General features: G+C 72.7%; 20 protein-coding genes. 16 read left to right on the top strand and 4 right to left on the bottom strand.

Translation table 11 applies throughout. The annotated features are described in order from the left end of the window. Nucleotides 1-6 precede the first annotated feature (6 nt). Nucleotides 7-804 carry a hypothetical protein gene (locus COUCH_RS10105; protein ID WP_249611804.1) on the top strand — a complete coding sequence of 266 codons (798 nt, stop codon included), beginning with the start codon at nucleotides 7-9 and terminating at the stop codon, nucleotides 802-804. Continuing rightward, nucleotides 717-1,919, top strand: a complete 1,203-nt coding sequence (locus COUCH_RS10100) for a CHAT domain-containing protein (RefSeq protein ID WP_249611803.1) — start codon at nucleotides 717-719, stop codon at nucleotides 1,917-1,919. Before COUCH_RS10105 ends, COUCH_RS10100 begins: the two co-directional genes overlap by 88 nt. A gap of 408 nt (nucleotides 1,920-2,327) precedes the next feature. On the opposite strand, the gene COUCH_RS10095 is transcribed toward COUCH_RS10100, so the two are convergent. Next, nucleotides 2,328-5,567, bottom strand: coding sequence for a GH92 family glycosyl hydrolase (locus COUCH_RS10095; protein WP_249611802.1), 3,240 nt, complete (start codon nucleotides 5,565-5,567; stop codon nucleotides 2,328-2,330). A 216-nt stretch (nucleotides 5,568-5,783) separates the two neighbouring features. Between COUCH_RS10095 and COUCH_RS10090 the strand changes: the two genes are divergently transcribed. The 13 genes from COUCH_RS10090 to COUCH_RS10030 all read left to right on the top strand — a co-directional run bounded on the left by COUCH_RS10090 (nucleotide 5,784) and on the right by COUCH_RS10030 (nucleotide 20,482). Then, nucleotides 5,784-8,567 carry a putative bifunctional diguanylate cyclase/phosphodiesterase gene (locus COUCH_RS10090; RefSeq protein ID WP_249611801.1) on the top strand — a complete coding sequence of 928 codons (2,784 nt, stop codon included), beginning with the start codon at nucleotides 5,784-5,786 and terminating at the stop codon, nucleotides 8,565-8,567. Then, nucleotides 8,564-9,766 (top strand): type III PLP-dependent enzyme, encoded by a 1,203-nt coding sequence (locus tag COUCH_RS10085; protein WP_249611800.1) that lies wholly within the window; start codon nucleotides 8,564-8,566, stop codon nucleotides 9,764-9,766. The genes COUCH_RS10090 and COUCH_RS10085 overlap by 4 nt, the downstream gene beginning before the upstream one ends. Then, a complete protein-coding gene (locus COUCH_RS10080) occupies nucleotides 9,756-11,057 on the top strand; it encodes a hypothetical protein (RefSeq protein WP_249611799.1) in 1,302 nt (433 codons plus the stop codon). The genes COUCH_RS10085 and COUCH_RS10080 overlap by 11 nt, the downstream gene beginning before the upstream one ends. Nucleotides 11,058-11,096: 39 nt before the next feature. Beyond that, a complete protein-coding gene (locus tag COUCH_RS10075; protein WP_249611798.1) occupies nucleotides 11,097-12,074 on the top strand; it encodes a GNAT family N-acetyltransferase in 978 nt (325 codons plus the stop codon). Between the two features lie 225 nt (nucleotides 12,075-12,299). Then, nucleotides 12,300-14,042 (top strand): discoidin domain-containing protein, encoded by a 1,743-nt coding sequence (locus COUCH_RS10070; RefSeq protein WP_249611797.1) that lies wholly within the window; start codon nucleotides 12,300-12,302, stop codon nucleotides 14,040-14,042. Nucleotides 14,043-14,120: 78 nt separating this feature from the next. Next, a complete protein-coding gene (locus COUCH_RS10065; protein ID WP_249611796.1) occupies nucleotides 14,121-15,374 on the top strand; it encodes a DUF1996 domain-containing protein in 1,254 nt (417 codons plus the stop codon). A gap of 296 nt (nucleotides 15,375-15,670) precedes the next feature. Continuing rightward, the gene (locus COUCH_RS10060) at nucleotides 15,671-16,717 is read left to right on the top strand and encodes a LacI family DNA-binding transcriptional regulator (RefSeq protein WP_249611795.1); all 1,047 of its coding nucleotides are present in this window, start codon (nucleotides 15,671-15,673) and stop codon (nucleotides 16,715-16,717) included. Nucleotides 16,718-16,750: 33 nt separating this feature from the next. Further along, nucleotides 16,751-17,455: a hypothetical protein gene (locus COUCH_RS10055; RefSeq protein ID WP_249611794.1), complete on the top strand. Its 705-nt coding sequence runs from the start codon at nucleotides 16,751-16,753 to the stop codon at nucleotides 17,453-17,455. Between the two features lie 4 nt (nucleotides 17,456-17,459). Then, nucleotides 17,460-18,101 (top strand): SDR family oxidoreductase, encoded by a 642-nt coding sequence (locus COUCH_RS10050; RefSeq protein WP_249611793.1) that lies wholly within the window; start codon nucleotides 17,460-17,462, stop codon nucleotides 18,099-18,101. Between the two features lie 37 nt (nucleotides 18,102-18,138). Then, the gene (locus tag COUCH_RS10045) at nucleotides 18,139-18,840 is read left to right on the top strand and encodes a tetratricopeptide repeat protein (RefSeq protein WP_249611792.1); all 702 of its coding nucleotides are present in this window, start codon (nucleotides 18,139-18,141) and stop codon (nucleotides 18,838-18,840) included. After that, nucleotides 18,837-19,274 carry a TIGR03618 family F420-dependent PPOX class oxidoreductase gene (locus COUCH_RS10040; protein WP_249611791.1) on the top strand — a complete coding sequence of 146 codons (438 nt, stop codon included), beginning with the start codon at nucleotides 18,837-18,839 and terminating at the stop codon, nucleotides 19,272-19,274. Before COUCH_RS10045 ends, COUCH_RS10040 begins: the two co-directional genes overlap by 4 nt. A 54-nt stretch (nucleotides 19,275-19,328) precedes the next feature. Beyond that, nucleotides 19,329-19,724, top strand: a complete 396-nt coding sequence (locus COUCH_RS10035) for a hypothetical protein (protein ID WP_249611790.1) — start codon at nucleotides 19,329-19,331, stop codon at nucleotides 19,722-19,724. 83 nt (nucleotides 19,725-19,807) lie between these two features. After that, the gene (locus COUCH_RS10030) at nucleotides 19,808-20,482 is read left to right on the top strand and encodes a DUF6766 family protein (RefSeq protein WP_249611789.1); all 675 of its coding nucleotides are present in this window, start codon (nucleotides 19,808-19,810) and stop codon (nucleotides 20,480-20,482) included. Here the strand turns inward: COUCH_RS10030 and COUCH_RS10025 are convergent. Continuing rightward, nucleotides 20,479-21,213: a class I SAM-dependent methyltransferase gene (locus COUCH_RS10025; RefSeq protein WP_249611788.1), complete on the bottom strand. Its 735-nt coding sequence runs from the start codon at nucleotides 21,211-21,213 to the stop codon at nucleotides 20,479-20,481. The genes COUCH_RS10030 and COUCH_RS10025 overlap by 4 nt on opposite strands. Nucleotides 21,214-21,312: 99 nt before the next feature. Beyond that, the gene (locus tag COUCH_RS10020) at nucleotides 21,313-22,206 is read right to left on the bottom strand and encodes a hypothetical protein (protein WP_249611787.1); all 894 of its coding nucleotides are present in this window, start codon (nucleotides 22,204-22,206) and stop codon (nucleotides 21,313-21,315) included. Between the two features lie 368 nt (nucleotides 22,207-22,574). On the opposite strand from COUCH_RS10020, the gene COUCH_RS10015 reads away from it, so the two are divergent. Further along, the gene (locus tag COUCH_RS10015) at nucleotides 22,575-23,480 is read left to right on the top strand and encodes a TIGR03619 family F420-dependent LLM class oxidoreductase (RefSeq protein ID WP_249611786.1); all 906 of its coding nucleotides are present in this window, start codon (nucleotides 22,575-22,577) and stop codon (nucleotides 23,478-23,480) included. Between the two features lie 36 nt (nucleotides 23,481-23,516). On the opposite strand, the gene COUCH_RS10010 is transcribed toward COUCH_RS10015, so the two are convergent. Then, nucleotides 23,517-24,707, bottom strand: coding sequence for a glycoside hydrolase family 64 protein (locus tag COUCH_RS10010; protein WP_249611785.1), 1,191 nt, complete (start codon nucleotides 24,705-24,707; stop codon nucleotides 23,517-23,519). Nucleotides 24,708-24,965: the final 258 nt, after the last annotated feature.

The following is a 24,965-nucleotide window of genomic DNA, read 5'->3' as shown; positions in this document are numbered from 1 at the left end:
GACGCCTTGCGGTTGATCCTCCGCGTCGAGCCGGTGCGCCGGGTGTCCCCGGTCCGTCCCCCGCCCGGGCCCGGCGTCCACGTCGTCTACGCCACCGATTCCGGTGAGTTCTTCTCGCTGGGCGGGCGGACGCTCACCTTCTTCGAACAGCTCTTCTTCCCCTACCGCATGCGGTACGACGTGGACACGACCGACCACCGGATCGTCGTCGCCGCCGATGACGATCCGCTGCTGCCGGTGGAGGTCGGGTTCCGGGTGCACGATCCGCTCGCCGTGGTCCGCAACCTCGTGAACGACCCCGAGCCGGTCATCCGGGCCTTCCTCACGGCGCGGGCGGCCGGGCCGGGACCGCGCGACGAGGTACGCCTGCCCGAGGGCATCACCGTCTTCTCCGTCGGACCACGGCAACAACCCGGACTCACGCCGGACGAAGAGGACTTGGCGCCGCGGTGGGAAGAACTCCCCGGGGCACAGCACGGGAGCGTCAAGGCGCGCGAACGGGAAGAGCTCTGGTGGCCGGGCACCGTGCACGGTGGCGGCGTCCGATCGTCGCCGCCGCCCGTCGACGACCTCGAACGGTTCCTCACCGCGGAGCTGCCGACGAGCGTCCGGGTGGGCCAGGAGTTCAGCCTGGTGGTGCGCATCTCGGTGGACGAGCCGTGGGCCGGCCTCCCCGCCGCACCGCACGCGTCCCCCCGGCCGCCGGCTCGGCGCCGGTGCGGTTCGGCCTGCGCGCGCACGAGGTGGGCCTGCTGCGGCTCGACCTGTCGGCGTGGATCGGCGGCACCGCGCTGGCCGAGCTGACGCTGGAGATCTCCGCCGAGCCCTCCGCGGTCGAGGAGCGTACGCAGCACCGCCGCGCCCCCATGGCCGAGCCGGTCGTCCGGCCGGGCGACGTGACCCTGCAGGTGAGCTTCGACGGCAGCCGCTACTCGTTCCAGATCGCGTCGAGCCGCTACTGGTCGGAGCAGATCGTGGCCCGGTCCCTGACCGACGCGCCCGGGCAGGCGGTGGAGCGGACCGTCGACATGCTGCGCCGGTTCGCGGGCGGGCAGGCGGCGTACGGCCCCGCCGCCGCGCGGCGCTGGGTGCAGGAGACCGGCGTGGGCCTGTGGCAGGACATGGTCCCCGGCCCGATCAAGGACGCGTTCTGGGAGCTGCGCGGGGAGATCGGCACGTTCACGATCGCCTGCGCCGACGACAGGATGCCCTGGGAGCTGCTGTACCCGCTCACCCGCACCGAGGACCACGGCTTCCTCGTCGAGCAGTTCCCGGTGCTGCGGCGGGTGTTCGGGACGCTGTCCGCACAGACGTCGTCCGTCGGCCACGCGCGCTACATCGTGCCCGGGCGCTCGCCGGCCAACGCCCGCGAGGAGGCCGTGGCGGTGCACCGCATCCTCGGCGGCGGCGCGGACGGCGCAGAACCGGCGTACGTGACGGACCTGGACGACCTCATGGCGGTGCTGGACGGGCCGGACGTGGGGCTGCTGCACTTCGCCTGCCACAACGCCTTCTCGTTGCAGCAGGGCGGGTCCGCGATCGCCATGGAGGGCGGCGCGTTCGTGCCGCTCATGCTCAACAGCGCGGTGCAGCGGCGGCGGTTCGCGGACCGGCGTCCCCTGGTCTTCGTCAACGCCTGCCGCAGCGCCGGCGTGGCACCGGAGTACACCCGGATGATGGGCTGGGCGAGCCAGTTCATGCTGGCCGGCGCGGGCGCGTTCGTCGGCACGCTCTGGCCGGTCGGCAGCGCCCGGGCCGCCGGTTTCGCCGAGGCGTTCTACGGCGAGCTCACGGCCGGCGCGGGCCTGGGCACGGCATCGCTGCGGGCCCGGCAGGCGATCGTGGACCCGGGCGATCCCACCTGGCTGGCGTACACCGCGTACGGGGACCCGGCCGCCACGATCAGCCGTGCGGTCTGAGCAGGAGGAGTGCGGGGCCATGGATGTCATCGAGGACGGCGTCGCGGTCGCGGACGTGATCGGCACGGTCAAGGAGGTCATCGTCGCGGCCGGGATGTCGCAGGCACAGCCGGGGCGGGACCTGCGGGTGGCCGGCGTGGAGCTGACCCTGCACACGGTGGTGACCCGGTCCGGTGGCGGGGGGCGGTCCGGAGCGCGGCGACCGGCGACGATCGGTTCGAGCTGGCGGAGAGCACGGTCGAGATGTCGTTCGGCGTCACCGACGAGGGCAGCATCGCGCTGGGCTTCGAGGGGAACCTGAGCGACGATGTCTCGCACACCCTGAAGCTGCGGCTGGTCGCCGCGTGAGGCGCCGGGGAGCGGGACCGGTGGGTGGTCCCGCTCCCCGGCTCGACCGCCGGCGCCCGCTCAGGCGAGCGTCAGCGCGTACACGTGGAACCTGGGGTCGTTCGGCAGCGTGATCGACCGGATCTGCTTGCCCTCGGCGATCGGCAGCGATGCCGCGAACAGGCTGACCGGCGGGCCGTCGACACCCTGCCCGGCCTTGATCCGGTGCGGCATCGCCAGCACCGCGGTGGTGCCCGGCGCCGCCGAACCGCACCAGTCGGCGATCGTCACCGTCGCCGGGGCCGAGGTCCCGTCGGCGTAGCCGATCGTCAGGGCCGCCGTCACCGGGCCGTTGTGGGTGGTGGCGACGAGCTTGACCGCGGAGTGGTCGCCGGTGGGCAGCAGCAGCGACTGACCCTGGGCCTTGACGAAGTTCTTCGCCGTGCCGGTCGGGTCCGGCGCCTGGTAGGTCACGCCGTCCCAGGTGACCGGGCCGGCCGGGGGCAGCAGGTCGGCGTCGTAGCTCCAGCCGCCGCCGTCGAAGTTGCCCTCGGTCGTGGCGGCGACGGTCGCCGTGCCGTCGTGGTTGCGCTGGGCGGTGAGGTCTATGCGGCAGGCCCCACCGCCGGCGACGCAGGTGGTGGGCTGCGAGGCGGTGACCGTCGCCGTGCGCTTCACCGTGTTCGCGCCGGGCGCGCCGGCCTGGACCTCGACCGGGTACGCCCCGGCCGCGATCCCGGCCGGGGCCTCGACGGTGACCGTGGCGGTCGTGCCGATCGGCAGATGCCGGGTGACGAGCACCTTGGGCAGCCGCGGCGACACGGTCACCTTCCAGCCGGCCGGGGCGGTCGCGGTGATCCGCGGGGCGATCGCGAGCGGAGCCTGGCCGACCACGTCCACCTCGAAGGTCGCACGCTGCGCGGTGGCCGCGCCGGCGGGCAGGGCCGCGCTCGCCGGGCGGATCGTCGCGTCCACATGGGTACGGTCGTCAGCCGGCGCCTTGTTCACCGACGGCGGCTGGGCGGCGACCGAGGTGCCCCACGCCGACGGGCTGGTGCCGACCGTGTGGGCGAGGGTGCCGCCGCGGGCGATGTCGGACCAGTCGACCCAGCTCTTGGCCAGGTTGCGCCCGTCCAGCCGGACCCGCTGGATGTAGCGGTTCGCGTCGGAGACGCCCGGTGCGGTGATCGTGAAGGTGTTGCCGCCGACCTTGACCTTCGCCGAGGGGAACTGCGGGCTGGACACGGCGAGGAAGTTGGCGCCGCTCATCGTCGGGTAGAGGCCCAGCGAGGAGAAGACGTACCAGGAGCTCATCGTGCCGAGGTCGTCGTTGCCGGTCATGCCGTCCGGCCCGGTGGTGAACAACGTCATCGCCGCCCGGACGACGGTCGCGGTCTTCGCCGGGTCGCCCGCCCAGTGGTACATGTACGGCGCGAGCAGGTCGGGCTCGTTGTTCGGGTTGTACGTGGCCTTCGCGTAGTAGTCGTACGGGCTGGCGATCCAGTCCTCGCGCGCGGTGCCGGCCGGGTCGGTGAGCAGCTTGTCGTACACGAAGAAGTCGTCGAGCCGCTTCTCGGTGGCCGCCCGGCCGCCCATCAGCTGCACGAGCCCGGCCGGGTCCTGCGGCACGAGCCACTGGTACTGGTACGAGCCGCCCTCGTGGAACTGCTCGTCCGCGGCGACCGGGTCGTACGGCGTCAGCCACGTGCCGTCGACGGTCCGCGGCCGGAACTGCTTGATCGAGGAGTCCCACAGGTTGCGGTACCACTGCCCGCGCCCGGCGAACAGCGCCGCGTCGTCCGACTTGCCCAGCCCCTGCGCCATCAGGGCCAGGGCCGCGTCGGCCGCCGCGTACTCGAGGGTGGCGGAAGCGGGGTGCACGCAGTCGTTGTCGCCGCCCTTGTGCACGCAGTCCTTGCCGAGCTGCAGCCCGGACGGGATGTAGCCGCGGTCGGCGTAGTAGTCCTGCCCGGTGCGCCCGTTGTACGGCGACTCGGCCGGCGGCTGCGCGGTGGCGTTCTTGCGCAGCAGCGCGTACGCCTCCTCCTCGTGCCCGGCGAGCAGGCCCTTCGACCAGGCCTCGACCAGGAACGGGGTGACCGGGTCACCGGTCATGATGTTGGTCTCGCTGTTGGCGAGCGCCCAGCGCGGCAGCCAGCCGCCGTCGCGGCCGATGGCCACGACCGACAGCGCGACGTCGCGCGCCACGTCCGGCGCGAGCATCTCCAGCAGCTGGTTCTGCGGACGGTACGTGTCCCACAGCGAGAAGTTCTGGTACGGCGTGTAGCCCTGCGCGGTGTGCACCTGCCGGTCGAAGCCGACATACCTGCCGTCCACGTCGCCGGCGACGTTGGGGTGCAGCAGCGAGTGGTACAGCGCGGTGTAGAAGGCGCTGCGCCGGTCCGCCGCGCCGCCGCCGATCTCGATGCGGTTCAGCTCGTCGATCCAGGTCTGGCGCAGCTTCGCGCGGGTGGCGTCGAAGTCGTACGAGTCGCCGGTCTCCGCGGCCAGGTTCTTGCGGGCGCCGTCGAGGCCGGTGTACGAGAGCGCGACCTTGACCACCACGTCCTTGTCGGCGGTGGCGTCGAAGGTGACGAACGCGCCGTTGCCGCCCGTGCCGGCCGCGTCGCGGGAGTCCTTGCTGATGGTCGAGCCGCGCCACGTGCCGTACGAGGCGAACGGGCGGTCGAAGGTGGCGGTGAAGTAGACGGTGTGGTCGTCCTTGCCCGCGCAGAAGTTGCCGGCGTGCACGCGGCCCTCGACCGTACGGTCCCCGACCACGTGGATCTCGGAGTCGAACACGGACTGGTTGGCCTTGCCGGTGTTGAACAGGACGTTCGCGGCCCCGGTGGACGGGAAGGTGTAGCGCTGCCAGCCCGTCCGCGGCGTCGCGGTCAGCTCGGCCTTCGTCTGGTACTTCGACAGGCCGACCCGGTAGTAGCCGGGCGACGCTTCCTCATCGGAGTGCGAATACGGCGAGCGGTATTCGTTCGGGTCGACGGTGCTGACCGCGCCGGTGGTGGGCAGCATGGGCAGCTCCCCCGCCACGCCGCAGCCGACGCCGGAGAGGTGGGTCTGGCTGAAGCCGTAGATGCTGTTCTGCTGGTAGTCGTATCCGCCCTGGCCCCCGGTGTCGGGGCTGACCTGCACCATGCCGAACGGCGCGCTCGCGCCCGGGAAGGTGTTGCCGAAGTTCTGCGTGCCGACGAAGGGGTGGACCAGGTCGACCGGCGCCGGCTCGGCGGCCTGCGCGGGCGCGGCGTGCAGCACCGCGGCGGACACGAGAAATGCGGTCGAGGCGGCTAGGAACCGACGGGTCATGCAAAACCTCCGGTCAACGACGTCATCGTCCCGTGACAACGTTGTCACGGGCACTTCATCGATGTCAATGAGTGCGCGCCGCCGCCGCTCCTCCTTGGCTCCCGCCGTGACGTCGCTCTCGTGGACCGGAAGCCCTCAAGTTCCGGTACCACCGACCCGATCTCGCACATGCAGCCGTCTCACCCGGGACGGCTCCACGGACCGGAGAAGAGTCTGATGGCATCCACGAGCGAACCGCCGGCACCGCCCGCACCGGCCGGCCGCGAGGCCACCGGCCTGCGCGGCTGGGCGCGCCTGTGCGCCGCGGTCGCCGTGGTCGTGGCGGGGTTCGCCGTCGTGCTCGGTACCGGTGTGGGCGGCCAGGAGGCCGCCAAGGTGATCTCGAACCTCGGGCTCTGCGCCGCCGCGATCTCGGCGGCGGTCGCCTGCCTCGTGCGCAGCGCCACCTTCCGCGGCCGGACGCGGGCCGGCTGGGCGCTGGTCGGGCTGGGCGTGCTCTCGTGGGGCCTGGGCCAGGCCTGCGCCGTCTGGCTCGACACCTTCACCGGCGCGGTCCCGCTGCCGTCCGAGGCCGACATCGGCTACCTGGGGATGGTGCTGCTCACCCCGGCCGGCCTGCTGATCCTCCCGGCCGCCACGCAGACCCTGGCGAACCGGGCCCGCAGCGTGCTCGACGGGCTGATGGTCGCCGCCTCGCTCATGCTGATGGCCTGGATCTTCGTCGTCGAGGCGCTGATCGAGGCCGGCGGCGACAACGCGCTGGCGCTCTCCGTGAGCCTCGCGTACCCCCTCGGCGACGTCGTCATCGTCACGATCGTCGTCTACCTGCTCGCCATGCAGCGCCGCCGCGGCCGCACGGCCGCGCACTTCGCGCTGGTCGGCGCCGGCATCGTCGCCTTCGCGATCTCCGACATCGGGTACGCCTACCTGAACCTGATCGGCGCGTACGCCTCCGGCGGCGTGACGGACATCGGCTGGTTCGCGGGCTTCTCGCTGATCCTGCTGGCCGCCACCCGCCCGATCGTGTCGCGCCCGGACGCCGGCGCCGAGTCCGGTGCCGGCACCGAGCCGTTCGGTGTGCTGCTGCCGTACGTGGCCGTGCTGGCCGCCCTGGTCACCAGCGTCGTGTGGTTCGCGCGCACCGGGCAGAGCAGCGCGTTCGTGGCGTACAGCCGGTCCGCGCTGATCCTGCTCATCGTCGGCCGTCAGGTCCTCACGCTGCTGGAGAACCGCGGGCTGACCCGCAACCTCGAGGCCCGCGTCGAGGAGCGCACCGCCGAGCTGTACGCCAGCGAGCAGCGCTTCCGCGCCCTGGTGCAGCACAGCTCCGACGTGGTGACCGTCGTCGGCCCGGACAGCGAGGTGCTGTACCAGAGCGAGTCCGTCCGCCGGGTCTTCGGCTACCCGGCACGGGTGCTCACCGGCCGGCGGCTGACCAGCGTCATCGAGCCGGAGTCCGCGGGCCGCCTCGCCGACGCCCTGCGCTCGGTCAGCGGCCGCCCGTACGCGACCACGGTCATCGAGCTGACCGTGCGGCACCGGGACCGGCGTACCCGGCAGGCCGAGATCACCATCACCAACCTGCAGGCCGACCCGAACGTCGGCGGCCTCGTGCTGAACACCCGCGACATCAGCGAGCGCAAGGAGCTGCAGGAACAGCTGGTGCACGAGGCGTACCACGACGCCCTCACCCAGCTCGCCAACCGCGCGCTGTTCCGCGAGCGCGTCGCCGAGGCGCTCGAGGCCCGCGGCGAGAACGACGACGTCACCGTGCTCTTCCTCGACCTCGACGGTTTCAAGGAGGTCAACGACAGCCTCGGGCACCTGGCCGGCGACCAGCTCCTGGTCCGGGTGGCCGACCGGCTGCGCGCGGCGGTCCGCGAGGACGACGTGGTGGCCCGCTTCGGCGGCGACGAGTTCGCGGTGCTCATCCGCTCCGAGCTGGGCTCCGCGGACGGCGAGACCGTGGCCCAGCGCATCGTCGACGCCCTGCACGAGCCGTTCGGCATCGGCGAGCGCGACCTGCACGTGCGCGGCAGCGTCGGGCTGGCGGCGTACGCGGCCCTCGGCTCCGGCGACTCCCAGGCCGGCGACGCCGAGCAGCTGATGCGCAACGCCGACCTGGCCATGTACCGGGCCAAGTCGACCGGCGGCAGCGGCTTCGCCAGCTACGACCCGCAGATGCTGGCGGGGCTCGTCGAGCGCCTGCAGCTCGAGGCGGACCTGCGGACGGCCTTGGACCGCGGCGAGCTCAGGCTGCACTACCAGCCCACCATCGACATGGCCGACAGCAGCGTCATCGGGTTCGAGGCGCTGGTCCGCTGGCAGCACCCGGTCCGCGGGATGATCTCGCCGCTGGACTTCATCCCCATGGCCGAGGCGACCGGGCTGATCGTCCCGCTGGGCCGCTGGGTGCTCGCCGAGGCGTGCCGGCAGGCCGTGGAGTGGTCGCGGGAGACCGGGCAGCCGCCGATGAAGATGTCCGTGAACGTGTCGGTACGCCAGTTCGACCGCGGCGACCTGGCCGCGATGGTCCGCGAGGTGCTGACCGAGACCGGCATGCCGGCCGACAAGCTGTGCCTGGAGATGACCGAGAGCGTCCTGATGACCGACACCGAGGAGAACCTCGCGCAGCTCGTCCGGCTCAAGGCGCTCGGCCTGACGCTGGCGATCGACGACTTCGGCACCGGCTATTCGTCGCTGGCGTACCTGCGCCGGTTCCCCGTCGACACGCTCAAGATCGACCGCTCGTTCGTGGAGCGGCTCGGCGGCCAGACCGACGACGCGGCGCTGGCCAGCACCATCGTCCAGCTCGGCCAGAGCCTCGGCATGTCCACGGTGGCCGAGGGCATCGAGGAGTACGGCCAGCTCGCCGCGCTGCGGGCCATGGGCTGCACGTTCGCGCAGGGCTTCTACTTCTCCCGCCCGGTGCCCGCCGGCGAGGCCGGCCGCCTGCTGATGGAGGGCGCCGGCGCACCGCTCGTCCGGGAGACCGCGTGACGGCGCCGACCGCGACGCTGCCGGGCTCGTGGCCGGCCGCGCTCGCACCGGACTGCCTCGCGGTCATCGACATGCCCACGCCGTACCTGGTGACCGACCTGGACACGGTGGCGCGGCGGCTGGCCGCGTTCACCGCGGCGCTGCCCGGCGTGCTGCCGTTCTACGCGATGAAGTGCAACCCGTCGCCGGAGATCCTGCGGACGCTGGCCGACGGCGGGGCCGGCTTCGAGATCGCCTCGCTCGGCGAGCTGCGCAGCCTGCAGCGGCTCGGCGTCGACCCGGCCGGCGTGCTCTACAGCAACCCGGTCAAGCCGCCCGCGCACATCGCGGCCGCGTACGCCGCCGGGCTGTGGCGGTTCAGCTTCGACTCGCCCAACGAGCTGCGCAAGATCGCCCAGCACGCCCCGGGCAGCGCCGTGTACCTGCGGCTGCACGTGGACGACAGCGCCAGCTCGTTCCCGCTCTCGCGCAAGTTCGGCGCCGAGCCGCACGAGGCCCGGGACCTGCTCACGCTGGCGCGGCGGCTGGGGCTGCGGCCGTACGGGCTGACGTTCCACGTGGGCTCGCAGTGCGCCACCGCGGCCGCCTGGCGGCAGGCGATCGGCCTCTCCGGGCGGATCATGGCCGACCTGCTGCACGACGGCATCCGGCTGGAGATGCTCGACCTCGGCGGCGGCTTCCCCGCCCGGTACGTCGACGAAGTGCCGTCCATCGAGGAGATCGGCGCCGCTGTGCTGCCCGCGGTGGCGGAGCTGCTGCCGTACCGTCCGGGCCTGCTCGCCGCCGAACCGGGCCGGCACCTGGTCGCCGAGGCCGGGGTGCTGGCCGCCACGGTCATCGGGCGAGAGGTGCGCGCCGGGCAGAACTGGCTGTTCCTCGACGTCGGCGCCTACCACGGCATGATGGAGACGATCCAGCTGCCGACGGGCTGGGACTACCCGGTCCGGACCTCGGTGCCCGGGCACGACGAGGTCGTGTTCACGGTGACCGGACCCAGCTGCGACAGCTCCGACACGATGTTCACCGGGCTGCCGCTGCCGGCGGTCATCGACGTGGGCGACGTCGTCTACATCGGCTCGGCGGGCGCGTACACGCTGAGCTACGCCTCGGACTTCAACGGCTTCCCGCCACCCACCCCGGTCTTCGTGGGGGCCGGCTGCCCGGCCGGCCTGGCCGCCGCCGGTTCCGGTGGCCGCTGAGCCCGGGAGCCGAGCGCAACCGAGGGGTGGCGGGCATCGCCGCGTCGGGCCGGTCGGGCTGCGCCGCGCCGGGCGGCTGCGGGAGCTGGTCGCGGCCGGGGTGGCGGACTCGTTCGGCATGGCCCTCGGCTGGACCGTCCTGGTGCTGCTCGCCGTGTCCCGCGGCGGCCTCGCCGAGGCGGCCCTCTACAACGCCGCCATGCTCATCGGCGTCGTGCTGTCGGCTCCGGTCACCGGCTGGCTGGCCCGGCGCGTCCCGGGCCGGGGCCTGCTGCGCGGCGCGGCGGGCACCGAGATGCTGCTGCGCGTCGGCGCGCTCGCCGGCCTCATCGCCGGCCTGCCGTCCTGGCTGATCGCCGTCGCGGTGGTCGCGATGCACATCGCGGCGTGGACCGGCTTCGCCGCGATGCGCGCGGAGGTGGCGGCCGTGGACGCCCGGCCGAGATCGATGACCCGGTACGCGCTGGCGATCTCCGCGGTCGAGGCGGCGGGTACGGGCCTCGGCGCACTCCTGCCCGCCGGCCCGGACGGCTACCCGACCGGCACGGCCCTCGTCGTCGTCTTCGTGCTGTACGCCGGTTCCCTGCTCCCGACGGTGCTGAGCGCCCGCCGGGCCCGGATGACCCCGCGCGGTGCGGCCCGGCGCATCGTCGCCGCCCGCTCCCTGGCGTACGGGATGATCCGCGCGACGCACCACGCCCGGCACACGCCGCACCACGCCGGCCGGCGCCGCGTCGTCGCGCCGCACCTGCTCGTCGCCGGCGGCGGCGTCATGCTGCTGGCCTCCGGACCGACCCTGCTCGCGGTCCCGCTCACCACCGAGCTGCACGGCCGGCACTGGGTGGCCGCGGCGGCGGTGGCCTTCAGCGTGGGCTGCCTGCTGGCCACGGCGGCGGTGGAGACGGTCGGCCGGCTGCGGCTGCCGGCCTCGCTGCGCTGGACGCTGTGGGGGCTGGGCATGCTGGTCGGCTGGCTCGGCGCGCCGCTGCACGCGGGCGGGGTCATCCTGGCCCAGTTCCTGGCCGGGGTCAGCCAGACCGCGTTCGAGGGCGACATGGACGCCGTGATCGCCGATCAGTCCCCGCCCGAGGCGGTGACGACGGCGCTCGCCTACAGCGCGTCCGCCCGGGCGCTGGGCGGCTCGATCGCCGTACGGCTCCTGCCGATCCTGGTGACGGCCCAGGCGATCGACAAGGTGGTCAGCGGCGCGGTCCTGACCCTCGGCACGGCCGCGCTGGCGCTGTGGATCCTGACCAACGTCCCGGGCCTGTACCGGCGCCTCGCCCGATAACCGTTTGATCGCCGCGGAGCCGCGACCGAGGCTGCGGGAATGCGGACCACGATCAACGGCCTTCGCCTGCGGCACCTCGACGCCCGAGACGCCGGGGAATATCACGCTCTCGTGCAGCGGAACACCGCCCACCTGACGCGGCTGGGAGATTACCGGGAGGAGGCGGCGGCCGGCCTGGACGACGTGACGGCGCGGCTGTCGGAACCGTCGCCGCTGCGGTACGGCATCGTCCTGCACGACCGCCTCGTCGGCCGGGTCGACCTGGTGCCGGTGGACCCGCCCCGCTACGGGCTGGGCTACTGGCTGAGCGAGGACGCCACCGGTCACGGCTACGCCACGGCCGCGGTACGCGCGCTGCTGGAGCACGCCCGGTCGCTGGGCGCCACGGACGTCTTCGCCGGGGTGACGCACGGCAACGACCGGAGCGTCGCGCTTCTTCGCCGGCTGGGCTTCTCGCGGGTGGCCGAGTTCGGCTCGTACGACCGCTATCACCGCGCGATCGTCCCGGAGATCCGGCTCCTGGCGGCGGCCGACCTCGCGGAGATCCCGGCCGCGTTCGCCGCGATCGGGTGGCCCGGCAAGGACGCCGCCCTCTACCGCTCGTACCTCGGCGAGCAGCGGGAAGGATCACGCACCGTGCTCGTGGCCACGGTGGACGGGCGGTTCGCGGGGTATCTGACGGTGCACTGGCGGAGCGCCTACCAGCCGTTCCGCGCGGCCGGCATTCCCGAGATCACCGACCTCAACGTGCTGCCGCACCTGCGCCGGCGCGGCATCGCCCGGGCCTTGATGGACCGCGCGGAGGCGCTGATCGCCGAGCGCTCGCCCACCGCCGGGATCGGGGTCGGCCTGTACGCGGACTACACCGCCGCGCACCTGATGTACCTCCGGCGCGGCTACCTGCCGGACGGCCGTGGTGTCGTGTACGGGGCCGCACCCGTGCCGCCGGGGGCGCCCGTACGGGTGGACGACGACCTGGCGCTCATGATGACGCGCCCGCTCGGTTCCGGAACCTGAACCCGCCTCCACGGCCTGCACGGCGTCTACCTGCGGAGACTCGTGAACGCGTACGGGGAAGCGCTTCCCGAGCCGTGACCAGGCATTGACACCCGTGAAGTGGACGGTTCAGAGTGTCGTACCAAAGAGCGCTTTCCCCCACTTGTAGTCGCTCGGTAACCAGTACGACACATCCATCCCCATCCCATCCCCACTTCTTGATTCCCCGCAAGGAGGGACCCCCGTATGAGTTCCGCTGTGTTCCGAGGCGGTGGCCGCAGACGCGGCCGGGTACGCCTGGCCGCCCTCGGCGCCTCGCTGCTCGGCATGTTCGGCGCCTACTTCGTCGCCACGACCGGTAACGCCGCCGCGGCCGAGGCCGTCGTCTCACAGGGCAAGCCGACCACCGCCTCGTCGGTCGAGTGGGAGGGCACGCCCGCCTCCGCCGCCACCGACGGCAACACCGGCACCCGCTGGTCGAGCGCGTTCTCCGCCAACCAGTGGATCCAGGTCGACCTCGGCTCCACGATGGCCGTCACCCGGGTCAACCTGAACTGGGAGAACGCGTACGCGACCGCGTTCACCGTCCAGTTCTCCACGAACGGCACCACGTTCACCAACGCCACGAACACGCTGCGTGGCAACGTCGGCGCGCAGAACATCCCCGTCACCGGCAGCGCGCGCTACGTCCGGCTCAACCTGACCGAACGGGCCCTGTCCATCTACGGCTACTCGCTGTGGGAGTTCCAGGTGTACGCCGACGGCACGACGACGCCGCCCACGACGCCGCCGACCACCCCGCCGCCGGGCAGCGCGGTGCTGCTGTCGTACAACAAGCCGGCCGTGGCCTCGAGCGAGCAGAACGACGTCAACTGCAACCCGTGCACCGCGAACAAGGCGTTCGACCTGGACCCGGCGACGCGCTGGGCGACCAGTTCGACCACGGGCTGGGTGGACCCGGGCTGGATCTACGTCGACCTCGGCGCCACCGCACAGATCAGCCGGGTGGAGCTGCAGTGGGACCCGGCGTACGCGACCGCGTACAAGATCCAGGTCTCGCCGAACGCGAGCACCTGGACCGACATCTACTCCACGACGACCGGCAAGGGCTTCAAGGAGGTCCTCAACGTGTCGGGCTCCGGCCGCTACGTGCGGATGTACGGCACCGCGCGCTCCGGCCCGTACGGCTACTCGCTGTACGACTTCAACGTGTACGGCACCGGCGGCGCCCCGACCACCCCGCCGGCCAAGCCCGCCGACCCCACGTTCCCGGCCACCCGGCTGGTCTTCCAGGACGAGTTCAACGACCCGGCCGGCACCAAACCGAGCACCGCGAAGTGGACGTACGACCCGGGCGTGCCGCAGAACGGCGAGGTCCAGTACTACACCGAGAACAGCAACAACGCGCAAATGAACGGCCAGGGCCAGCTGGTGATCGAGGCCCGCAAGGAGAGCGTCAACGGCCGCGACTACACCTCGGCGCGGATGAACACCGGCAACAAGTTCTCCTTCCAGTACGGCCGCGTCGAGGCGCGGATCAAGGTGCCGAAGGGCAACGGGCTGTGGCCGGCGTTCTGGATGATGGGCGCCGACTTCCTCACCGGGCGCCCGTGGCCGTACAACGGCGAGGTCGACATCATGGAGGTCCTCGGCCGCAACACGAGCGAGTCCTACTCCACGCTGCACGCGCCGCAGTACAACGGCGCCGGCGGCTACGGCCAGAAGTACGCCACCGTGGACCTGTCCCAGGACTTCCACGTCTGGGCGGCCGAGTGGGACAGCAAGGGCATCAAGTTCCTGCTCGACGGCAACCAGGTCTTCTACGCCAGCAAGGCGACCGTCGAGGCGACCCGCGGCCCGTGGATCTTCGACCACCCGTTCTACATCATCCTCAACCTCGCGGTCGGCGGCGACTTCCCCGGCCCGATCGACGCTTCCACCCCGTTCCCCTCCCGGATGCTCGTCGACTACGTCCGCGTCTATCAGTGACCTGACGGCGACATCCACCTCGCCGGGGCGGAGCCCCCATCTCCGCCCCGGCGCGACCTCTTTCCCCGGAGGAAACTCATGCGCGCAGCTGTGGCCGCCTCGGCGGCCGCCCTCCTGCTCCTCTATCCGGTCACCGCTCAGGCCGCTGCGGACGGCCTGCTCTCCCAGGGACGTACGGCCACCGCATCGTCGACGGAATCCGCGGCCTTCCCCGCCTCGAACGCCGTCGACGGCAACCCCGCCACCCGTTGGTCCAGCGCGTTCAGTGACCCGCAATGGCTCCAGGTCGACCTCGGCGGCACGGCAACGGTCTCCTCGGTCGTGCTGAACTGGGAGGCCGCGTACGCGAAGACCTTCACCCTGAAGATCTCCGGCAACGGCAGCACCTGGACCGATCTCAGGACCAACGTGGCCGGCACCGGCGGCCGGCAGAGCGTCGCGGTCTCCGGCTCCGGCCGCTACGTCCGCCTCGAATCGCTGGCCCGCGCCACCCAGTGGGGCGTCTCGCTCACCGAGTTCGAGGTGTACGGCACCGGCGGCGGCACGGCTCCCCCGCCGACCATCCCGCCGGGCGCCGTACGCGTCGCGGAATTCCTCGCCGACTGCCCGGCCAGTCACCGCCTCCCGGACGACCCGATCGTCTTCCCGAACATGCCCGGCGCCTCGCACATGCACAGCTTCTTCGGCAGCGAGACGACCAAGGCGAGCACGACGGTCACCGACCTGCTCAACGCGAACAGCAACTGCAACCCGTCGGTGGACAAGTCGGCGTACTGGATCCCGACCTTCTACAACAACGACGTCCCGGTCGAGCCCACCACCGGGGTCTTCTACTACCTCGGCGAGGGGGTCAGCGACGCGCTGATCGCCCAGACCCAGCCGTTCCCGCTGGGCCTGCGCATCGTCGCCGGCAACGCGAAGGCCACCGGTCCGGAGGACAACACGATCTCGCGGTGGTCCTGCCTCGGAGCCGGCGAGGTGAACCCGTCGCACGACTTCGTGACCTGCCCGCCCGGCTCGATGCTGGAGTCGTACCTGGACTTCCCGCACTGCTGGGACGGGGTGAACCTGGACTCGCCGGACCACAAGAGCCACATGGCGTACCCGGTGAACAACGCCTGCCCGGCGAGCCACCCGGTGGTCGTGCCGAAGCTGCGCCAGGTCATGCGCTACCCGGTGAGCGGCAACCCGGCCGGATTCCGGCTGGCGTCGGGCCGCGGGTACACGATGCACGGCGACTTCTTCAACGCGTGGCCGGTGGACGAGATGGCCCGCCGGGTCAACGACTGCATCCGCGTCATCGTGAAGTGCGGCACGAACGGGCGTCCCTGATGTCCGCCCCGGCCGCCGGCGCCGCACCCGGCACCGGCGGCCAGGGACCCGGCCTCGCGGCCGGCTCGGGGCGGCCGCGGGGCCCCGTGCCCGCGCCCGGCTCCGGCGCTCGGACCCCCGCGGCCGGCTCCGGCGCCGCGCCCGGCTCCAGCGCTCGGAGCCCCGCCGCCGCGCCCGGCCCGGCGACCGGGTCCGGCGCTCGGAGCCCCGCGGCCGGCTCCGGCTCGGCGGCCGGTCGCGGGTGGGGGCCGGAGAGCGCTCTCAGAGAGATCCGGGCCGGTGCTATAACAGAGCCCATGAATTCCCGGGCCGGCCGCGGCGGCCAGAACCCGACGATGGACCAGGTCGCCGAGGCGGCCGGGGTGTCGCGGGCGACCGTGTCCCGGGTGATCAACGGGGCTCCCAGCGTCGACGCGAAGATCCGGGAGATGGTCCAGCGGGCCATCGCCGAGACCGGGTACGTGCCCAACGTGGCGGCGCGCAGCCTGGTCACCCGCAAGTCGAACTCGGTCGCGCTGGTGATCTCCGAGCCGGAGCGGCCGTACGACTCGTCGTTTCTCAACCGGGTCTTCACCGACCCGTACTTCGGCCGGGTCACCGCCGGGGCGACCAGCGCGCTGCGCCCCCACGACATCCACCTGGTGATCATCCCGACCGACTCGACCGACCACCACCACGTGCTGCGTTACCTGCGCCAGGGCCACGTCGACGGTGTGCTGCTGATCAGCAGCCACGAGCAGGACCCGCTGCCCCGGCAGGTGCACGAGCTGGGCATCCCCGCGGTCGTCTCGGCCCGCCCGGCCTCCCCGCTGGCCGCCAGCTTCGTCGACGTCGACCAGCGCCTCGGCGCCCGGCTCGCCGCGGAGCATCTGCTGGCCCGCGGCTGCCGGAGGCTCGCCACGATCAGCGGGCCGCTCGACATGCCGGCCGGGCAGGACCGGCTCGAGGGCTTCCGGTCGTACCTGGCCAACCGCGGCTTCGCCGACGTCCCGTCGCTCGAGGGCGACTTCACCCGGCACGGCGGCGAGGAGTGCGCCCGGCGGCTGCTCGCCACCCACCCGGACCTCGACGGGCTCTTCGTCGCCAGCGACCTCATGGCCGAGGGTGCCCTGCGCGCGGTGCAGGACCTCGGCCGGCGGGTGCCCGACGACGTCGCCGTGGTCGGCTTCGACGACAGCAGCGCGGCGCTGGACTGCCGTCCGCTGCTGACCACGATCCGGCAGCCGGTCGAGGAGATGGCCGCCGAGATGGCCGAGGTGCTGATGGCGCACATCGCCTCGCCGGGCCGGCTGCCCCGCTCGGTGACGTTCCAGCCCACGCTGGTGATCCGCGAGTCCGCCTGATCACCGTGCGACGGCATCGGTCACCATGACCGCGTGGGCGACCTGCTGATCAACCTTCTCGCCAGCGTCATCGCCGGTACCGCGGTGTGGCTGGCCCAGTTCGCGGTCCGGCGCCGCCGGCTCGACCGGGAACGCGCTTTCTTCGGCCTGACTCCGGGCGCCGGCGCCCTGCTGGTGGCGTCGCGGCACTTCTCGTCGCCCAGCGACGACAGCGTGCACCGCCGCGACGTGGCCGCCCTGGTGGAGCTCGCCACCCTGGTCCGCGAGTGCGGCGCCCGCGCGGACGTCGTCGGCGGCGCGGAGCTGCGCCAGGAGCTGGGCCGGGTGACGGAGTTCTGCGTCGGCGGCCCGTCGGCGAACCCCCGCGCGGCCGTTCACCTGCGGACCGCCCTGCCGGGAGTGGAGTACCGCCCCGACGAGCGGAACACCTTCGTGATCGGGGCGACCCGGTACGCCAACAGCCGCGACGACCGGTACGCGATCCTGGCGCGCTTCCGGGCGCCGACGGCGGGCCGGCCGGTGTACCTGCTCGGCGGGCTCAGCTCCGACGGCAACCTGGCGGCGGCGCGCTACCTGGCGGACCACCACCGGGACCTGGTCCGGCAGTACGGCGCCGACCGGCCGTTCTGCCTCGTGCTGCGGATCCGCGAGCCGGAGGCCTACGGCACCGGCTTCACCGAGGTGAGCGCGGACGTGAGCGACGTCGCGTTCACGGCGGCCGGAAACGGAGAAGACTGAACCCATGGACATTCTCGTCGCCGGCGGCCACGGCAAGGTCGCGCTCCGCCTCCTCCGGCTCCTCGCCGAGCAGGGGCACACCGCCCGTGGACTCATCCGGTCGCCGCAGCACGCGGCAGACCTCGAGGCGGCCGGCGCCGTGCCGGTGCTCGGCGACCTCGAGAACGACGAGACGCTGGACGCGTACGTGCGCGGCGCCGACGCCGTGGTCTTCGCCGCCGGTGCGGGCCCGGGCAGCGGCCCCGGACGCAAGCGGACCGTCGACCTGGGCGGTGCGGTCAAGCTCGCCGACGCGGCCCTCTCCACCGGGGTACGCCGCTACGTGATGGTCTCGTCGATCGGGGCGGACCGTCCGGAGTCCGCGGGCGAGACGATGCGGCCGTACCTGCTGGCGAAGGCCGAGGCGGACGACTACGTGCGAGCCTCGGGGCTGGACGCGACGATCGTCCGGCCGGGGTCGCTGACCGACGAGCCGGGCACGGGCCTGGTCCGGGTGAGCCGGGAGCTCGGCGGCCGCGGGCCGGTGCCGCGCGACGACGTGGCCGCGGTGCTGGCGTACGTGCTGGGCGCGCCGCGCACCGCCGGGCTCACCTTCGAGCTCTTCGGCGGCGACACCCCCATCCCCCAGGCGGTCGACGCCCTTTAGGAGCCCGCGCCACCCCGAACGGCAGTAGCGTGGCGGCATGGGGACGACGGGGGACACACTGACGGCCGGCACGGAGGCCATGTACGAGGCGGCGTTCCGTACCGGTGACTACGCCGGGGCCGAGGCCACCTTCACCGGTCTGCTGGAGCGGGCCCGGGCCGAGGGTGACCGGGCGCTGGAGGCCGCGGCGCTCGACCGGCTCGGGATGCTCGCCCACTTCCGGGCGATCGACGGCGATCTGGCGCAGGCCGACGGCGACGCCGAGCAACGGCTCTTCGAGCAGGCGCTGGCGATCCGGCGCGAGCTCGGCGACGAGGCCGGCGTGGCCGAGTCGCTCTTCGGCCTGGGGCTGGTCCACCAGGTGCTGCGCGGCGACTGGGACGCGGCGATGCCGTGCTACCGCGAGGCGCTGGAGCTGGCCGAGCGGCACGACGACCTGTTGCTGCGCAGCGAGCTGCACCGGCACATCGGTTTCTTCCACACCCTGGACGACCTGGGGTCGGACCGTGCCCTGCACCACCTGCGGATCTCCCACGACCTGCGCGCCGAGCTCGGCGACCCGCGCTGGATCCCCGGCGGCACGGTGGCGCTCGGCCTGGCCGAGATCGCCGACGGCCTGCGCGACCAGGGCCTCGGCCATGTCCGTCAGGCACTGCGGCAGGCCCGCGACGCGGGGCTCAGCCCGCAGCGCATCGCCTGGATCGAGCGGTTCCTGCACGAGGCGGAGGTCGCGGCGTGACCACCCTCGACGAGGCGTGGGGCCTGGCCCGCGAGGACAGCGGGCTGGCCGTGGTCGCCACCCTGCGGGCGGACGCGACGATCCAGTCCTCGCTGGTCAACGCCGGGCTGGTGGCCCATCCGGCGACCGGCGGCCGGGTGCTCGCCTTCGTCACGTACGGCCGGGTGAAGCTGGCCAACCTGCGCGCCCGCCCGCAGCTGACCGTGACGTTCCGCAACGGCTGGCAGTGGGCGGCCGTCGAGGGCCGGGCGGAGCTGGCGGGCCCGGACGACGCGCAGCCGTGGCTGGCCCCGGACGCCCTGCCCGGCCTGCTGCGCGCCATCTTCACCGCGGCCGGCGGCACCCACGACGACTGGGCCGAGTACGACCGCGTGATGGCCGAGCAGCGCCGCACCGCCGTGCTGATCACGCCGTCGCGGGTGTACAGCAACTGACCCAGTCGCGATCTTCGATGATTGAAAACGGCCACGCGTGGGAAACCGCCGCTCGTGCTGAAGCGAGTGATTCCGGCCCTGCTCCTGATGGGGCTGGCCGGGTGCGGATCGGTCGGCGAGCGTGGTGACGCCGCCGCCGACGTGGCGCTCCGGCTGCTGAGCGCGGTCGGCAGCAAGGACGGGGCCACGGCGTGCGCCACGCTGGCCCCGGGGACCCTCGAGGAGATCGAGTCCTCCGCCGGTCAGTCGTGCGACCAGGCCATCCTCGACGAGGACCTGCCGGCGCCGGGGCAGGTGACCGGCACCGACGTGTACGGCCAGTGGGCCCAGGTCCGCCTCACCGACGACACACTCTTCCTCGCCGTCTTCCCGGGCGGCTGGCGGGTCGTCGCGGCCGGCTGCACGCCCCGCGGGGAGAAGCCGTACAACTGCGCGATCCAGGGAGGGTGAGCGATGCGTGCGCTGTTCGTCCTGTTGCTGGTCGTGGTGATCGTCGGGCTCGGCTACTTCATCACGCTGGGGGTGCTGCACCGGTGAAGCGGTTCGTCAAGGAGAACGCTCTGGGCCTGACCTTCGGGCTGCTGTTCCTCATCGTGCTGGTCGGGCAGGCGTTCGCCGGGCTGGCCGACTACAACCAGCAGCAGCTCGCCGAGGGCCTGCCGCCGATCGGTTTCGCCCGCTACGTGACCTCGGCGAGCTTCGGCGCGGACGTGGCGGAGAACTGGCAGTCGGAGTACCTGCAGTTCTTCCTCTTCATTTACCTGACCGTGTGGCTGCTGCAGAAGGGGTCGCCGGAGTCCAAGGAGCTGGGCAAGGCCGGCCGGGAGTCCGACAAGGACCAGAAGGTCGGCCCGTACGCCCGGGAGGACTCGCCGAAGTGGGCGCACGCGAGCGGCTTCAAGCTGTTCCTGTTCTCCAACTCGCTGGGCCTCGTGATGGGGGCGATCTTCGTCGTCTCGTGGGTCGCGCAGTTCATCGCCGGGCGGGCCGCGTTCAACGAGGAGCAGCTGGGCAACCTCGAGGACCCGATGAGCCCGGCGCAGTACCTGGTGGCGCCGGACTTCTGGAACCGTACGCTGCAGAACTGGCAGTCGGAGCTGCTCGCGGTGGCGTCGATGGCCATCCTCGCGATCTACCTGCGCCAGCGCGGCTCGTCGCAGTCCAAGCCCGTCGGCTCGCCGCACACCGCCACGGGCGACGAGAACTAGCTCCTGCGGTAGACCGAGACGTGCGAGCCGGAGTCCGCGGTGAACTCGGCCCCGGACCAGTCCGCGTGCCGGCTCTCCAGCTCCATGCCGGCGAGCTGTGCCATCAGGTCCAGCTCTGCCGGCCAGATGTAGCGGTGCGGCGACCGGCTCAGCCGGGCGTCCCGCCCCTCGCCGAAGCGGAAGTGGTGCGACACGACGTGCTGGCGCAGGGTGTCGTACGTGTCGAGGCCGATGTAGCCCGGCTCGCAGGCGAACACCGTCGCGGCCTGCCCCGGCGGCAGCTTGCGCAGCTCGGGCACCCACAGCTCGACGACGAACCGGCCGCCCGGCGTCAGGTGCCGGGCCGCGTTCCGGAAGCACGCCACCTGCTCGCCCTGGGTGAGCAGGTTGGAGATCGTGTTGTACACCAGGTAGACCAGCGCGAACTCGCCCGGCGCGGTGGCGGTCGCCATGTCGCCGGCGATCACCGGGATCCGCGCCTCGCCGGCCTTCTCGCGGAGCCGGGCGATCATCGCCGCGGACAGCTCGATGCCGGTCACCGGCACGCCCCGGCCGGCGAGCGGCACCGCCACCCGGCCGGTCCCGATCGCGAACTCGAGTGCGCGCCCGCCGCCGGCGAGGGTGGCGAGCCGTTCCACGGCCGGCCCGAGCACCTCCGGCGCGAACATGCCGGTGCCGGGCGTGTCGTAGCGGCTCGCGGTGTCCGCGTCCCAGATCTCGTCCTGGCGCATCCGCCCACGATCACCCGGCCGGGCCGCGACGGTCCACCGGATTTCCGCGCCGCCCGGCGCGGGGCGGGCACCGCGGCGCCCGCCCCGTACGGATGAATGTCAGCTCGTGAGCAGCCGGCCGACGTTCGCGGCGCCCTCCTCGCCCAGCGCGGCCCGCAGCGCGGCTGCCGCCTCCTCGGGCGACATCCGGCCGGAGCCGATCGCGTCCAGCGCGGTCTGCGCGCTGACCTGCTGGGCCACCGGGGCGCCCGCGGACTTGGCCAGCGCGTCGATGCTCGCCTGCACGTGGTCCACCCGGTCGCGGATCTGGTATCCGAGGATCGAGGCGATGATCGCCCGGTTGAGCGCCCAGTTGGCGCCGACGGTCGGGTTGGTGGCGGCGTCGGAGCCGGGGTTCGTGATGCCGCCCGGCGGGATGGCACCGTTGGACGACCTGCCGGGGTCGTACGCCAGCACGGCCCGGGCCAGGGCCTCGCGCCCGGCGGCGCTGCGCGCCCACTCGGTCATCCAGGCGGTGAACTCGCTCTTGGTCACGTCGTCTGCCTCCAGCAGTCCCCAGGGGCTGGTGTCACGCTCCTGGGCGGTGGTGTAACGCGCGGAGAAGTGCGCGTGCTCGGTGTGGGGACTCGCCCCGGTGTACGAACGCGCTGTCCAGCCCCACGACCGGGACCAGATCCGGCGGTTGTAGATGACGTTCTGCAGCCGGTCGTCGCGGCCCTCCCGGTGGCGCGTGACGATGATCTCCACGCACCGGGTCATGGTCCAGCCGGACTCGCGCAGGTCGTCGTCCACGTCGATCGCGTGGACCTCGTTGATGCGGTCGCTGTCCTCGTACGGCGTGTTGCCGGTCTCGTCGGGGTTGTGGTCCGAGGAGCTCGCCGCGTGGGACGTGTCGCCGATGGAGCCGTCCGAGGCCTTGTCCCGGTTCGGCGCCAGCTGGTTGAACTCGTTACGAAGGGAGACCAGGCACGGCACCAGGATCCAGCTGGCCATCCGGCTCCTCCTCCCAGGGGTCGGGGACGGGATCGCCCGCGTAGTTCTCGGGTGGCCCGGGATCGTGCTCACCGGCGTACTGCTCGCCCGCGGCGCGATCCTCGGCGTTGAGGGGGATCTGTCGCTGCGGGCCGGGCGGGTCGCTCATGAGGTGGTGCTCCTCATCCTCGGTTCGGGCCCATTGGTCCGAATAGTGGCGCGATTTCGGGCCGCCTGAGTACCCCGGCCGGGCGATCGCGATTCCGGTTCACCCGGCAAATACCGCCTTCTGAGATTCGACGGTTCAATCTGCCTGACCGTTATGCCCGAGTGACGCCCCGGAGCTGCCCGGTGGCCCCGCCGCCGTCCCGGGCAGTACGGTGACTCGCATGTTGATCAGCTGTGGCTGCCCCGTGTCCGGCGTCTGGGCCGATCCCCTGTCGGTGACCGGGTTCGCGATGCGCGCCGAGGAGCTGGGTTATCACGGGCTGTGGGCGTTCCAGCGGCTGCTCGCCGGCGAGGGCCAGGACCTGGCGCCGGTCTACCGCAGCGTGCTCGACCCGATGCTGGCGCTGACGTACGCCGCCGCCCGTACCACCGACATCCGGCTCGGCGTCGCGGTGATCAATCTGCCGTACCTGTCCCCCACGTACCTCGCCAAGCAGGCCACGACGCTGGACGTGCTCTCCGGCGGCCGCTTCGTGCTGGGGCTGGGCACGGGGTGGTCCGAGGTGGAGTTCGCGGCGACCGGCTCGGACCCGAACCCCCGCGGGCGGCGGACGGAGGAGTACCTGCGGGTGCTGCGTACGCTCTTCGCGGGCGAGATGGCCGCCGTCGAGGGCGAGTTCTACCGGGTGCCGCCGAGCCGCATGGCGCCGCCGCCGGTGCAGGCCGGTGGCCCGCCGATCCTGCTCGGCGGCACGGCCGACGTCGCGCTGCGCCGGGCCGGGCGGATCGCCGCCGGATGGGTGAGCAGCAGCCGCGCGAGCCTGGAGGACATCGCCCGGGGCGCGCAGATCGTCCGGCGGGCCGCCGAGGAGGCGGGCCGGGACCCGGACGCCGTCAGCATCGTGGTGCGGGGCGTGGTCCGGGTCGGGCTGCGTGACGAGGCCGTCCCGCTGTCGGGCACCTGGGACCAGATCCGCTCCGGCGCCCAGCGGTACGCGGAGGCCGGCGTCACCGAGCTGTTCTACGACCTCAACTGGGACCCGTTCATCGGCTCACCGGACGCGGACCCGCGGGCGGCCGGGGAGCGCGCCGAGGAGATCCTCAGCGCGCTGGCCCCTAACGGCTGACGTTCGGCCCCGGCCACCGCGCAGCCGCGCCGCCCCCTACTCGAACGGCGTCAGCGTGATGCCGATCGAGGTCGGGTTGCCGTCGTGCACCAGCGACTCCTGGTTGGCGACGTCGTCGAAGGCGAACGCGTACGCCTTGCCGTCGGCCATCTGCTCGTGGATGACCTTGGCGTACTCGTTGGTCGGGTCGTGAAGATAGAAGGTGGACGGGTCGGTGCTCGGCTCGACCGGCAGCGAGCCCAGCGTGGTGCGCTGCAGCGCCGCGCACAGGCTGCGCGCGATCGGGCCGACGACCAGGTCGTTCGGGGCGCCGAGCTTGCCGTCGCAGCCCCAGACGTTGGACGTGCTGGGCTTGGTGAACGTGGCGACCTGCGCTCCGGTGGCGTCGGTGAAGGTCATGACGTCGCCGGCCGTCCGGCCCTTGAAGACCTTGTCGGGCTGGTCGGCGAAGGGCTTCACGGTCAGGTCGGTGCCCGCGTACGCGGCCCACGCCTCGTCGATGTAGGACGCGAGGTAGTCCGGGTCGAAGGAGCCGCCGTCGGCGCCCTTGCCCGGGGACAGCACGCGCAGCACGGTGCCGTCGTCGCGGGTCTGCACGAGCTTGGCGAACTCCGGGTCGGCCTTCATGGCGTCGACGACCGCGGAGCGCCCGCCCGGCTTGAGCGCGCCGGTGGCCTGCGTACGGCCGTCCGAGCCGGTCACGCTCACCTCGTGCGGCACGGCGAACATGTCCACCTGCGAGCTGTTGATGAACACCCCGGCGTCGTTGTACGTGAACTCGCTCCAGTCGAACAGGATGTCGCTGTTGGCGTCCCCTGCCGCCCAGGGCGCGGGCTGCACGAGGCCGCCGTCCTGGGCGAGCTTGAAGTCGAGCTTGTCGCCGAACGCCATGTACATCCGGCCGGAGAGGCCGCGGGGCACGCCGATGGTCCTGCTGGCCCCGTTCGCCGGGCCGTCGATCGAGACGTCGGGTGCGGGTACGGGCGGGTTCGCGCCGCCGGTCCACGGCGTGAAGGCGCCGGACTCGCTGACGTAGCCGAGCTTGCCGCCCGACTCGCCGAGCACGTACAGGTGGACGGCCTCGGCACGGCCGGAGTTGTTCGTGACCGTCAGCGGCAGCACGTCGGGCAGGGTGGCCGCTTGGGCGGTGGGAACGACCGCGATGGCCGCCGGGACGGCGACGGCCGCCACGGCGAGTCCGAGCAGGGACTTGCGATTGAGTCGCACAGGCGCTCCAGTGTCCGGCCCCCGGGTGGCGCGGGCCCGGCACCGGCCGGGAGGGATCCCACGCCGGCCAGGCTCGCTTCGGGGGCGGACACGGAAGGGGGATGCGTCCTGGCCGTTACGCTCCGCATCGCCGTCTCGACGGTGAGAGCGCTCTCACCACCATGGTACGACCGTTCAGAGATGTCAACCGATGACCGGATCCCTTAGCACACCAGGAAATCTTCTGCACTGGCGAAGGTGGGGCGCATTCTTCGCCAC

This window comes from Couchioplanes caeruleus (assembly GCF_023499255.1).
GTDB classification, from domain to species: domain Bacteria; phylum Actinomycetota; class Actinomycetes; order Mycobacteriales; family Micromonosporaceae; genus Actinoplanes; species Actinoplanes caeruleus_A.
The sequence above is the reverse complement of the archived record's forward strand: the minus strand, read 5'-3'. Positions and strand labels throughout refer to the sequence as shown.

Coding starts and splice junctions, on each gene's coding strand:
- COUCH_RS10095 (WP_249611802.1), bottom strand. CDS start 5,567: ATGACCCGTCGGTTCCTAGCCGCCTCGACCGCATTTCTCGTGTCCGCC.
- COUCH_RS10090 (WP_249611801.1), top strand. CDS start 5,784: ATGGCATCCACGAGCGAACCGCCGGCACCGCCCGCACCGGCCGGCCGC.
- COUCH_RS10075 (WP_249611798.1), top strand. CDS start 11,097: ATGCGGACCACGATCAACGGCCTTCGCCTGCGGCACCTCGACGCCCGA.
- COUCH_RS10070 (WP_249611797.1), top strand. CDS start 12,300: ATGAGTTCCGCTGTGTTCCGAGGCGGTGGCCGCAGACGCGGCCGGGTA.
- COUCH_RS10065 (WP_249611796.1), top strand. CDS start 14,121: ATGCGCGCAGCTGTGGCCGCCTCGGCGGCCGCCCTCCTGCTCCTCTAT.
- COUCH_RS10060 (WP_249611795.1), top strand. CDS start 15,671: ATGAATTCCCGGGCCGGCCGCGGCGGCCAGAACCCGACGATGGACCAG.
- COUCH_RS10050 (WP_249611793.1), top strand. CDS start 17,460: ATGGACATTCTCGTCGCCGGCGGCCACGGCAAGGTCGCGCTCCGCCTC.
- COUCH_RS10045 (WP_249611792.1), top strand. CDS start 18,139: ATGGGGACGACGGGGGACACACTGACGGCCGGCACGGAGGCCATGTAC.
- COUCH_RS10025 (WP_249611788.1), bottom strand. CDS start 21,213: ATGCGCCAGGACGAGATCTGGGACGCGGACACCGCGAGCCGCTACGAC.
- COUCH_RS10020 (WP_249611787.1), bottom strand. CDS start 22,206: ATGGCCAGCTGGATCCTGGTGCCGTGCCTGGTCTCCCTTCGTAACGAG.
- COUCH_RS10015 (WP_249611786.1), top strand. CDS start 22,575: ATGTTGATCAGCTGTGGCTGCCCCGTGTCCGGCGTCTGGGCCGATCCC.